Genomic DNA, 12753 nt, shown 5'->3' on the forward strand with positions numbered 1-12753 from the left:
CGCCTATGCTACTAAGTATTAAGTCATGGTTATTTGAAACGCCAAGCAAGGATTGCATGGCAAGTTACGCAAAAAGTGGCGACAATCGCCACTTAGAGCAGCTTGTTGCCTTATACAGTAACGATTTATATCACTACCTAGTAACGCAATCTAATACGCATTTAGCATACGATGTAAGCCAACAAACATGGCTAAAGGTAATTGAAAAACGCCACCTTTACCAAGCGCAAACCACGCCAAAAGCCTGGTTATTTAAGCTCGCACGCAACACACTCATAGACGAATACCGCAAACAGCAGCGCTTTGTAAAACTTGACGAAAACACCCACCTATCCGCGCAGCAGAATGAGCAAAGTAGTAGCATTAGCGATATAAGTTACCAGGCATTCGATAGTGCACTTAAACAGCTAAGCTTTGTACAACGCGAAGCCATTACCTTACAGCAAGAAGGCTTTAGCCTTACCGACATAGCGCTTATAACCCAAAGCAACCATGAAAGCGTAAAAACGCGGTTGCGCTATGCCAAACAAAACCTTAAACGTTTATTAGGAGCAAACAATGAACAAGCCTGATGAGCAGTTTGACCAAAAGCTCACACAACACTATAAAGAGCGAAAAACACGCACTACGCTCACTGCTTCACAGCAAAAAACGTTACTTAATAAAGCCACGCGGACAAAGCCTAAAAAGTTCGGCTTTACACTACAGCTTGCAAGCCTTGCCTGTGCACTAGGCGTGTTTGCATTTATTGTGTTTGATAGCAGTAACGGCATTGATCACGCGCCGAAAACAGCGCTTAACAGCTCATTTAAGACTATAGACATTCACGACTACCCAATTATAAAAACCCACGAAATAAACCCATCAGGCAGTTATACAAGCGCCATCACCGAACAAAAACATGCACTCGATACTCAACATGCCAATAACTTACGCCTACACCAACAACGCCACATAGAATACGGCACGCTCGTAAAGGTCGATAACGACTGGTACATAGCCAGCTGTAATGACGAAGTGCTGGTACAAATTAAGCAGTCATTATTAAGTGATTTAAAGGGAAGGCACGCGGTAGAAAGTAATATAAATACCGGTGATATGCTCGCTATGGCACATAATGGCAAAGGGCAGATTATTGCACTTAAGCATGCGGGTGCTGGGGTTAGGCAATGTGGGGTTTAGGTAAACAATGATAATTAAGAAAAATTACCATTGTAATAATTTTTAGTATCACTATTTAATTTTTTACTGAAAGCATGCTTTTGTCATCTATAAAGTCCTCAATATTATTGACGATTCCAATAGAATTAAACAGTTTGTATATCAGCTTAATCGAAAACTCAATTGAGGCTTTAGGAAAACCATCCTCTTCAACAATATCACTACCACTATAGAAAGGGCTACTGTGCTTTATCATTGTTCTCTCGGATGGTTCAACAGGAAAAGATATATCTTTGTCAGTATTTAATGGTATGGAAAGCTTTTTTATTCTTTCAATAAATTTTAATGAATCGATATAAGGTGAAGTGTAAAAAATATTCTTTAGATTAAATGAAGAGTAAAAATCCCTTTTATCTCCACGTAACTTTAATATATGTAAATAAACGTTAACTAGGCTAAAAAGAGCTGTACTGAATATTGAGTAATCAATTACTTTCAAATCTTTATAACCAGTGCCTATAGCAATATTATAAAACTTTGAAGCATGTTCATTTTTAGTACTACTCACCAACTCTTCCAAGCTATAACCATTTAAAGGGATATCAAACCTAACAGAACCATCATGCCACCAACGTATACTTAAAGATGCTAAACTTGGATCATTATTATGTATCTGTCTAGCTATAAAGCCATCAACTGTAGAAGATACAGATTGCATAGGTGCATACATACACTTAATACTTTTATCAATATTAGTAGTAAACTTGGAAAACTCATCAAAAGATAATAACTTTGAGGGAGGTAATTGACTTTCCGAAGGCTTAATAAATATGTGCGCCCACTGTGATTCTGACTGAGAGGCGGGAAGTTCAGGAAGTTTATTTAAAAACTCAAGTACCGATCTTTTTTTTGCTTCACCTCTTTTCCACAGTTCATCAAGAATATATCTATCACTTTCCTCTTTTGGCTTAGACTGATCTGCTAACCGCCTATAGACTCTTCCTGATGAGTGTATATGTGGCGTATTATGGCTCATCGGAATACCGACAATTACAATAGCTTTGTCCTCATCTAGTCCAATTTCAGGTGATGGACCATAAAACACTTTTTCTTCATATAAAACTTCTGGATTAATATGAGCTGAAATAGCCTCTCTGAGTTCGGTAGATATTTTTTCTACCTCATCTAAAGAAACGCCTAAGAACTTCTCAGCAGTCCTTTTACCATTAGAACTTTCATCAATGCCAATAATTAACCAACCTCCATATTGATTTGCAAAACCTGAAATATGCTTGGCATAGTCAATTATTTTTAATCCTTGGCGTTTATAATCAATGTACCAGCCTTCGGCAACCTGCTCTAGCCTCTTTAAATCAGTATAATTTAAATTATCTAACTTATTCTTAAATGGGTAATATGAGTAATTTAGCAATTTGTCTTCCTTAACTTTTTTATATGTATATCATAAATTTTCTCATACTGAATTAATACTTATAGGCAATAACAAAGTCGAGATATTTTTATCGTTAATTTATTATTTATGGTTTTATGATGGGTTAACAAACATTTATAAAGTCTATTATAAATATTAAATTGCGGGCTAACGCCCGACGCGCCAGCAAGCTGTACGCCTACAATAAACACTACACTTACTTAGCTTTGAGTGTGCTCATTGCATTGGAGAACTGTTGGGTTTCGTGTCACTCAACCCAACCTACGTCCGCTATAAATGTGCTGTCACCATTTAATAAATCATTGTTAATGATTACTGCTTTAAAAGTCGCTTTTCTGGATTACTCAAATACTTTAAGCCAATGGTCACTATACGTGTATGTACCATGGTTATAACGCGCAGTTGAACATTACCAATAACAACCACTGAGCCTTTAGTCACCTCTTCACCGAGTTTTTGGTTGATTACCTCTTCTAGGCTTATGTCCTCTGGGGCATCTATGTGCATGTGGTAAGAGTAAAATATGTCTCCTACCAAGGTGACCCCTTTCACTTTAAGTTCGTTATGCGCTAGGTGGCTATCTTGATGGTTTGTTTTATCGGTTGCTGTAAAAACTAAGTCTACAAACGGCCTGTTATTTGGTTTTAAAACAACAAATAAATGATCGTTTGGTTTTAATTTAGTTGAGCCGCGTGGCGGTATGATTGAAGGCCCTCGTGTGATCATGGCTACAACTACACTTTCTGGCAGTGCAGCATGTGACAAACTGCGCCCAGAAACGCGAGAAACCTCACTTAGCGTGTACTCTACAATTTCTATATCAATATCGTTTAGTGCGGTAATTTCGAGCGTTGCAGCTGCTAAATCAGGTGGTGGCTCGACTAAATTTAGTTTTTTAGCCATCCAAGGCATTGTTGAGCCCTGTAATGTGGCTGATATTAACACCACGAAAAAAACAACATTAAAAATAAGCTCAGCCCCTGAGAGGCCAAACAACAGCGGGAATATAGCTAATATAATAGGTACTGAGCCTCTAAGGCCCACCCAAGATACAAACAAGGTTTCGCGATTATTAAAGCCAAACAGTTTTAAAATAGGCGCAACAGCTAATGGGCGAGCAACAAAAATAAGGGCCAGTGCAATTAACAACCCTTCTAACCATACGTTGACCAATGACGATGGGTTAATAAGCAAGCCCAATACAACAAACATGGTTATTTGCCCAAGCCAGGCTAAGCCATCATGAAACAGGAAAATACCACGTTTATATACAAATTTACTGTTACCTAAAATAACACCCGTTATAAATACAGCTAAAAACCCGCTGCCACCAAGCGTTGCGGAAAGGCCAAAAGAAAGCAGACCAAATGCCGTTACCATCACTAAATACAAACCCGATGCATTTAGTTTAATTCGATTAATAAACCACACCGATACTTTACCAATTAAAAACCCACACACAGCGCCTACACCCATTTGCTGCGCAAATAACTGCAGTAAACCCAGCCCTATTGGCATGTCGTTCACTAGCATTTCGAGCAAACCAACCGTTAAAAAAATAGCCATTGGGTCGTTCGAGGCACTTTCTATTTCAAGGGTTGATTTAAGCTTTTTATTTAAGTGAATACCGGCGCTACGTAAAAGTGCAAATACGGCTGCGGCATCTGTAGAGCCCACAATAGCGCCCAGCAAAACGCCTTGTAATACGGGTAAGTCTAAAATATAAGTAGCGACAAGGCCGGTAATTACAGCCGTTAAAAGCACCCCGACCGTTGCTAAAGCCGAAGCAGGTTTCCACACTTGTTTAATAGAGCTGGTTGGCGTTTGTAGCCCACCATCAAATAGAATAATAGCCAGTGCTAACGTGCCCAGAGCATGCGCAGCCTCTGCGTTATCGAATGATATACCGGCAATACCGTCTTCACCTGCAAGCATGCCCACCAGTAAAAATAGCACCAGCACGGGTAAGCCAACGCGCGCAGATAGCTTGCTCGAGATAACCCCTAGTAAAATTAAAATGGCACTAACAAGAATGATATTATCTATTACAAACATAGTGTGGGTTTACAGCCTTGTATAAGTTAAAAAGTAAGAATTTATAGCTATTAAAAAAGCTTAAGGCTCATGCTATACAATAACCTAAAAAATATAAATACGGGTACTTACCTGCATATTTAAAACAAAAAAGCCTGCGTTATAGCAGGCTTTTTTTTATTTAGTTGAGTCCTCACCTTAAGTATTTAAACCTGTCTTTTCAGCCTTAACTCTATGAGAATCCGTTTTCAATATCCCGAAAAGTCCATTGCCCATTTGGATCTGCTATATCAATTAGCTCACAAGCTTTTTTATTCCAAGCCGCTAAACACGTAATGTAGTTAGTTAATTGATGATAGGCTCTATCCGGCGCATCAGGACGTATTCTTGACATAGTGAAACCTGAATAAGTAGCGCCACTACCTACCCAACTAACAATAGAGGATACTGCTCCACCTCCAGGAACAACAAAACCAACTGTAGTTGTGACCAGTCCTAATATAGTAGCTGTTTTTTCTACTGCGTTACCTGTTTTCATAATATCACTACTTATTACAGGGTGTAATAAAGCTAACAAATTAACTGCTTGTGGTTGATTAGAAGCAACGGCAACATCATTGGATGTTTTGGAAGTATTAGTTGGTGCGGCTCTCCCACCACGCATTGCAGGTAGTAAGCTATTAAAAGATTTTTGGCTATTATTACTTGTGGAAAAAGTTACTGACTGTGTACTCAAGCCTCCGGCTTTAACTCTTTTTTCATCTCGTGGCGTTACAGTTGATTTGTAAGTGCGCTGTAACCTCCTATAAACAGCTGCACTGCATTGAGTCATTTGTATAGCTAATGCTGCTTGCTCTTTGAAGTCTCGACCGATTGCTCGCTCTGATAACTGAGTTAGCTGATTTTTCTTTTTAAGAGCTTGCTGACCAATCATAATATCCATAAAAATGTCCTTATTTATTATTTAATTGGTGAAATCATATCATTTAAAGTTACGTAGAGAAATCCAGACAAGTTACTATTACAATGATTTAAGGTACATAAAAAGCTGCTTCAGAGTATTCGATTTATGCTTCTTTAACAGAGGAGTATCTTAAGTATGAACCATGACTATATGTAAAACATAAGCCCTTTACTAAATTTACTTAGTGAATTATTTGAGGCTTAATATTACTAAAATCACTGTGGATTGTAATCTCTACATTATCAGGTTTTATAGCAACATCGCTTAAACCCGTATTAGTGAAATACTCTTCGAAGCCCTGCTGATATTCAGGAAGAACCTGCTTATATGCAGTAATAAATAAACTCAGCTTTTTAGCTATAGTTGGATACTTAGCTGCAAGGTCTCGTAGCTTTTCAGGCTCAGAAAAAGCAAATTCGGCGAAAATATTAAAGTCGTTCTCAATATTAGTTTTACCGTAGGTAGACAAAAATCCATTTTCATAATCAGGCCCTATACTTCTATCTTGCGTTAAAGCCTCATAATTCGAGGAAGCAGGACTCCAACTTTCAGGCAACAGACCTTGCCATGCAAGATTAACAAAAGGGGAGCGTAAATAAATTAAAGAACTAAGCTCGTGATGAACTCCCCGTAACGAATTTTCATAATTGAAGTTAGTACCGTTCTTATCTGAGATATTTGATAATATTATAGAATTTCTTGAATATGTTCCCCCCGCTTCAGCCCCCTCAATAAGCATAGGCCCTGAAATATAAATAGCATTAATAAATTTGGAAACAAAACCTTCAGGATAAACCTCCAACGCGGTTTCAATGCCATCAAGTGACTCTGAAGAATCCTCCAAAGAAGTGCTTTGCATTTCAAGTGTAGGCGGCTTGCCTTCAATTCCTAAAAATTGTTCAGGGAAAAATAAACGAGTATCGCCAGCTCGGATATCTAATTGGTATGTTTTACTTAAGCGCTTAGCTTGTTCTGATGCACTTTCTAAATAAGTACATCCACTGAGAAAAAATAAAAAAACAATTGAAAATATTCTCACTAAATAAACCTCTTTTAATGGGCGTGTCTAAGTGTTGCGACTGGGACTATAGAAGTGCTAAACCTAACAACTGCGGGTAATACAGCGGGAATAACTACTGCTCTAGCAGAACCCCATAATACAACTCCCCTCGCGGTCATCCCTGCAGCTGCAGCAAAACTAGCGGGATCATCAGCGACTCCTGCACCTAATGTGACGTAATCTTCTACTAAAGTACCAATAACAATTAATGTAGCTCCAGCAAATAGTCCTATAGCTAAAGGCTTATCCCATACACTACTGTCAGGGTTATGTTCTCTAGCACTTTTACCATCTGAGCCCGTAAATGTTACTTCTAAAACAAACGACACTTTTTCAGCTATATAGTTAAATTGATTAATTTTTCCTTTCAATTGAGGGAGCTGCACTTCATATTTTAATTTTGGTATTGGTGAATTTGATGTGACTTCAATTCCCAGTGATGTAGTTGGGCTGTTTGGAGTAGTACTCTTAGAGACAATGTTAGTTCCAAGCGTTAGCTTTTTAGTTTTTTCGTCGAAAGCTAATTTTGTTTCACTAATTAATGCTCCAAAAGCTTTATTAGCTTGAGATGTAACCGTCGCCTCTAATTTTTTATCGTTAACTACGTAATTAACAGGATATTTATCTACACTAGATAAAACAATATTACCTGACATTTTAATTTCCACTATAGCATTAGGGAGTACAATTGGAGGTTGTCTTATATCATCTAACTTATAGCTTAATGAAATTGGCGAAGTGATTTTAGGGAGTTGTTTTTGTGAAGACTCATTAACTGTATTAAATGCTCTGGCATTTTGCTTAATTTTAATTTGAGAAATATCTAAAGAAGGTATGAGTATTTTTTGCCCTGGATAAATTAGGTCGGGATTAGTTATAGGCTTATTAGTAATAGCCACAACTTCTTTTCGGTTATTAAACTTCCATAACCTAGGCCATTCCATTGGAGACCCTAAGTGCTTAGAAGATATATCCCATAATGTATCACCTTTTTTTACAATGTATTCCTTTACCATTTTTATTCCTAATATATTTAAATTCCATTATGGGCATAAATATACGAGGACAAACCCACCATGTCAATTTAGCTTAACTCTATTGGATGATATTCATCTATAATATTAATTAAACTGATATTCATCTATAATTTCAGTTTAATTAAGCATTGTATAATATTAAAAAGCCTGCAATTAAGCAGGCTTTTGAGTGTTTGGAATTGTCGTATTCTAAAATGCGTTTATAACACAATTATGCTTGTTACTAAGTACGCTATAAACGTCAATGCGCCGCCAAATAGCGCGTACGGTAGCTGTGTTTTAACGTGGGTGAGCAAATCACACCCCGAGGCGAGTGCCGATACGGCGCTGGTGTCGGATATAGGCGAGCAGTGATCGCCAAATATACCACCACCCAAAATAGCGCCTACTACAAGTGAAGGCGGTAGGCCAAGCTCTTGAATAAGTGGTACGCCAATAGGGATGAGTATGGCAAATGTGCCCCACGATGTACCCGTAGTAAACGACATAACCGCGCCGGTGACAAACAGCACAGGTACAATTAAGTAAATAGGTAAGTAGTCGCCAACTAATGACGCAACAAATACGCCGGTGCCTAGCTCTTTTAAGCTTGCGCCCAGTGTAAGTGAAAGCAATACAATGCTCACCAATGGTAATAACTCGCCCATGCCTTTGAAGCCGGTGTCGACGAGTTGATGGTGAGTAAATTGGCGCGAGCTGATCATTAAAACGTAGGCAACAATAATAGCAAGCACCGTTGCGTATAATACCGATTTAGAGCCGCTACCTTCTGCTAATACACCGTTACCAGTGTAAAACATAAAGCCTACCATGCTTACAATTAAGGTAAGCAGTGGCACTAGCATAAAGCGCGCTTTAGAGCCTTTTACTTCTTCTTTTAGGTCGGTTTTTTGCAGCTCTAGCTTTTGCTCGGCGTCTTTCATTGGGCCGTGCACTTTATCGAACGCGATGGTGTAAAACACAATAACTAGCGTGATAATGGCGTAAAAGTTATACCCTACGCTACCCCATAAAATAGACACAGCCGATTCGCTTAGCTCGTAATTGCCAAGTAAGCCCAGCACAAATGCGCCCCAGCCGTTAAGCAATATTAAAATACATACCGGCGCACTGGTACTGTCAATAATGTAGGCAAGGCGCGCTCGGCTCATTTTAAATTTGTCGAACAAGCCGCGCGATACAATACCTGAGGTTAATACACTTAGGTTTGATTCTATAAACACCGCGATGCCGGTAAACATGGTTAAAAAGCCAACTTGGCGCTTACTTTTTGCTATGCCTTTGTTCATTAGCATATTAACGGTGGCTGCTACGCCACCTGATTCGCGAATGTAGGCCAGTAAGGCACCAATCATAATACTAAATATTAAAATGCGGGTGTTACCTGGCGAGCTGGCTACCGATATTATGCGCTCAATGGTATTTAAAAATGTAGCAAATAAGGTATTACCCTCGCCTTGCATAGCGAGTAAAAGTTCTGATGAAGCCACAGCCACCAAAAGTGCCATTATTACTTCTTTGCGCCAAAACACGATGGCGATAGCAATGAGCGGCGGTAATATAGAATACCAAGACATAAATTAACCTTTATTAATAGCGAAGTGCGTTCGCTTATTCACGTTGAAACGCTTATTTTGCAGGCCGTTTTAAAAATATGGCCTGAATTTGTAAACCGCTTAGCTTAATGGATTGGCTTAGTTAAGTCACCTGCAAATAAATCACTTAAGGCACTGCACTTAGGCCGTTTTAACCTAAACGATAATTTATTGATTTAGTAGTGCTTCGTAAATGAGCGATACTACCGAGCCATATTGCGCGGTCTCGTATTGTTTGCCCAAAAACTGGTAGTGTTTTTGGGTGCCTTTTATTGGTGTATGGCGCGCATTGGTCAATAAAATAATGGCTAAATCGTAGGTTGGATCAATAACCGTAACTGTGCCCGTCCAACCAGTGTGGCCATACGCTTGTGGGCTTGCGTAAGGGCCAAAGTGCCAACGCCTTGCTTGGTTGTTACCTGCGAGCCTAAAGCCTAGGCCGTAGGTTTCGTTGTTTAATTGTGGCGTTAAAAACTGCGCTAAGGTTGATGCGCTAAATAACTGGGTATTACCAAAACCACCTTGGTTTAATAGCACTTGGCAAAGCACCGCTAAATCGGGTGCATTACTAAATAAACCCGCATGCCCTGCTACGCCATCAAACGAATAAAATGCCCGCTCGTCGTGCACTTCGCCTTGCAAAACATTAGTGCGAATATTATCAAAGGCAATACGTCCATCACGGGTGTTACCGCGAAGCTCGGTGGCTGCAAATTCAGCACGTTTAAAGCCCTTTTTAAGTGGGTTAAACACCGTATTGGTTAGCTTTAGTGGGGCGTAAACGTGTTGCTCTAGGTAGTCATCAAGTGGTTGCTCGGTTATACGCTCAACTAGTACGCCTAAAATCATGTAATCAATATCGGAGTAAACGGCTTGTGCGGGGTATCTATTGCTCAGCGGTACTTGCGTCAGTAACAGCTGCTTTGTGGTTTGGCTATTTTGTGAAAAATACGCCTCGCCATTTTTAGTACTTTTTCGATGAAAATCAAACACCGGCGGGTAACCCGCGGTATGTGTGAGTAAGTCTTTTACTGTACGCAGCTCGCGGCCATCGCCTTTATATTCGGGTAAATAACTTTGCACGGGCTTGTTTATATTTAAAAGCCCTTCGCTTACTAGTTTCATTAGGGCAAAGTTAGTGGCAAATATTTTGGTGTTAGATGCTAAATCAAACAAAGTGTGTGTTTGCATTGGCTCTGGGCGCAGTAGCATTAAGTCACTTTGCTGGTACTGCTTGGCATCGCCATAGGCGCTAAGCTTTATGAGTTCGCCACTTTTAACAACGGCTAATACCGCCCCCGGAAAACCAGCTTGTATGTCTTTTTCAATAAGGGCATCTACTTGGCTAAAGTCTATATTACTTTGCGCGGCGGTATTTAATGTAGGAAACTCAAAGCGTAAGGTAAGGCTTGCGCCTTCAGGCTTAATATTTTCAACCTTAAAGGTATTAACCCCATTATGAGTGCGCCTTGCGAGCGAATACTCATATAAAGTATTCTCGGCGAGTTGGTTGGTAATATTAAGCTTTTGGTTGTTTATAAAAATATCGGCGCTTATCGCGTTATTATTTTGAATTAATAACTGCCCTCGCCCTTTGTACGCTTTAAATGTGCCACGGTTATTTACGTATTCACGGCTGCTTGGGTTAGCCTCAGGAAAAGTGGCAATAACTTGGGCGTTTGGAAGCGTTACTAATTTACTTTGTTTAAGCTCACTTTCTTTAAAATTATTAGCCTTGTTACTACTACACGCTGCAAGTAAAAGACCCGTAACTGCTAATAAGGTGGCTTTAAAATAGGTGCTTGTTGTTGTGTTTATTACTAACGCCATTTATAACCCTTAGTTGTACAGTAAATATGGCGCGCGTTGCTTTTTAAATGCTGCAAGCCCTTGCTGCCAACTTTGCTTTATTTGTGCCTCTGATTGCCCTGCTTCAATAGCTAAACGTAGTTTATTAGTGCCAGCCAGTTTATCCATAAAATCAGCGCGTTCAAAAAAGGTAATATTATTTTTAGATAATTGATTATAAGCCGTAATCAAGTAACTTAAATCAAGCCCGCGCGTGTCTGCTGTGCGTAAATCGAGCCCTTTTACCGTGATATTTTTAAATTTAGGGTTTGCAGCTGCACCTTTAATAGAGCGTGGAGTAAAACTAAAATCCCCAAGCGCAACGGGCGAATAGCCCATTACCTGAAACGCAAAGTCGGTGCCTCTGCCAATACTTATAGGCGTTGCTTCAAAAAAGCACAGCGACGGGTAAAGCGCAATTGATTGATCGTTCGGTAAGTTAGGGCTGGGTTTTACAGGTAAACTATAGGATGTTGAGCGCGTGTAATGATCAACCGGGATCACAGTAAGCTTTAAATCATCCGTTTTATTGATCCAGCTTTCGCCTTTGATCATTTTAGCAAGCTCACCTACCGTCATACCGTGCAACACGGGGATTGGGTGCATGCCTACAAACGATTTAAATTCGCGCTCAAGTATGGGCCCATCAACGTAGGCAATATTGGGGTTTGGCCTATCAAGCACAATAAATTCAATACCTTGCTCCGCTGCGGCCTCCATCATGTAATGCATAGAACTTATGTAGGTATAAAAGCGTACGCCCACATCTTGAATATCAAAAATAATAACATCTACATTGCTAAGGGCCTCGGCGCTTGGCTTTTTGTTTTTGCCATAAATAGAAATAAGCGGGATACCGGTTTTGCTATCAACTGCATTTTTAACATGGGCACCGGCATCGTGATCGCCCCTAAAGCCATGCTCAGGTGCAAAAATTTTAGTTAGGTTTATATTTTTAGTGAGTAAAGCATCGACTAAATGCGTGTTAGCAACAAGTGATGTTTGGTTTACCACAAGCCCAACACGTTTATTTTGTAGCTGCGGCAAATAATGTTTGTATTGAGCAGCGCCAACAACGGGTAAATTTTGCGGTTCGCTTTGCTTAGCGCTTACATTAAATAAGCTGCTAAATAATAATACAAAGGTGATAAATACGGCTTTAAACATACAGCAAGATCCTTTTAAACTAGTTGTTTAAAATACCACAGCTTAAGCTAAAGAGCAGTGAATGGTTTTAGGCTTCTCATTTATTCCTCTTTTACTTCTCTTTGTGCTGTTATTTTTTAAGACTAATGATTCACAAAGAGGTTAAGAGGCGCTGCGCTTCTAACGTGAGCAAGCTTTACGTCTACGCTGAAATTTTTAGCAGGGGTGTTTGCTTGGCTTAACTGATAGCTGAAAGCTTTCTCAAAATTCAGGCACAAAAAAACCGACTTAATGTCGGCTTATCTATGAAAGTGGTGGGCGCAGGAGGATTCGAACCTCCGACCGCCTGGTTCGTAGCCAGGTACTCTATCCAGCTGAGCTATGCGCCCACTTTCATTAGTTACTTGTTTATACTCTAAGTTAGAGTGTGTAAAAGTGGTGGGCGCAGGAGGATT

At 39.6% G+C, this 12753-nt stretch carries 10 protein-coding genes and 1 tRNA gene; 2 read left to right on the top strand and 9 right to left on the bottom strand.

Going from position 1 to position 12753, the window contains the following annotated elements:
* The first annotated feature begins 5 nt into the window (after positions 1-5).
* Positions 6-572 carry a sigma-70 family RNA polymerase sigma factor gene (locus tag CWC17_RS14090; protein WP_138613557.1) on the top strand — a complete coding sequence of 189 codons (567 nt, stop codon included), beginning with the start codon at positions 6-8 and terminating at the stop codon, positions 570-572.
* Positions 559-1182 (top strand): hypothetical protein, encoded by a 624-nt coding sequence (locus tag CWC17_RS14095; protein WP_138613559.1) that lies wholly within the window; start codon positions 559-561, stop codon positions 1180-1182. Before CWC17_RS14090 ends, CWC17_RS14095 begins: the two co-directional genes overlap by 14 nt.
* Before the next feature lie 55 nt (positions 1183-1237).
* Here CWC17_RS14095 and CWC17_RS14100 read toward each other — a convergent pair whose 3' ends face one another.
* From CWC17_RS14100 to CWC17_RS14140, 9 genes are all read right to left on the bottom strand, one after another.
* Positions 1238-2593 carry an AlbA family DNA-binding domain-containing protein gene (locus tag CWC17_RS14100; protein ID WP_138613561.1) on the bottom strand — a complete coding sequence of 452 codons (1356 nt, stop codon included), beginning with the start codon at positions 2591-2593 and terminating at the stop codon, positions 1238-1240.
* Between the two features lie 333 nt (positions 2594-2926).
* Positions 2927-4669, bottom strand: a complete 1743-nt coding sequence (locus CWC17_RS14105; RefSeq protein ID WP_138613563.1) for a potassium/proton antiporter — start codon at positions 4667-4669, stop codon at positions 2927-2929.
* A gap of 211 nt (positions 4670-4880) precedes the next feature.
* The gene (locus tag CWC17_RS14110; protein WP_104643284.1) at positions 4881-5591 is read right to left on the bottom strand and encodes a hypothetical protein; all 711 of its coding nucleotides are present in this window, start codon (positions 5589-5591) and stop codon (positions 4881-4883) included.
* A gap of 202 nt (positions 5592-5793) precedes the next feature.
* On the bottom strand, positions 5794-6651 hold the full coding sequence (locus CWC17_RS14115) for a hypothetical protein (RefSeq protein WP_138613565.1): 858 nt from the start codon (positions 6649-6651) through the stop codon (positions 5794-5796).
* Positions 6652-6665: 14 nt separating this feature from the next.
* The gene (locus CWC17_RS14120) at positions 6666-7688 is read right to left on the bottom strand and encodes a LysM peptidoglycan-binding domain-containing protein (RefSeq protein ID WP_138613567.1); all 1023 of its coding nucleotides are present in this window, start codon (positions 7686-7688) and stop codon (positions 6666-6668) included.
* 221 nt (positions 7689-7909) lie between these two features.
* Positions 7910-9286, bottom strand: coding sequence for a Na+/H+ antiporter NhaC family protein (locus CWC17_RS14125; RefSeq protein ID WP_138613569.1), 1377 nt, complete (start codon positions 9284-9286; stop codon positions 7910-7912).
* Positions 9287-9472: 186 nt separating this feature from the next.
* On the bottom strand, positions 9473-11134 hold the full coding sequence (gene pbp4b / locus CWC17_RS14130; protein ID WP_138613571.1) for a penicillin binding protein PBP4B: 1662 nt from the start codon (positions 11132-11134) through the stop codon (positions 9473-9475).
* A gap of 9 nt (positions 11135-11143) precedes the next feature.
* The gene (locus CWC17_RS14135) at positions 11144-12319 is read right to left on the bottom strand and encodes an exo-beta-N-acetylmuramidase NamZ family protein (protein WP_138613573.1); all 1176 of its coding nucleotides are present in this window, start codon (positions 12317-12319) and stop codon (positions 11144-11146) included.
* Between the two features lie 291 nt (positions 12320-12610).
* Positions 12611-12687, bottom strand: a tRNA-Arg gene (locus CWC17_RS14140).
* Positions 12688-12753: the final 66 nt, after the last annotated feature.

This window comes from Pseudoalteromonas sp. S3785 (genome assembly GCF_005887365.1).
In the GTDB taxonomy this organism is placed as follows: Bacteria; Pseudomonadota; Gammaproteobacteria; order Enterobacterales; family Alteromonadaceae; genus Pseudoalteromonas.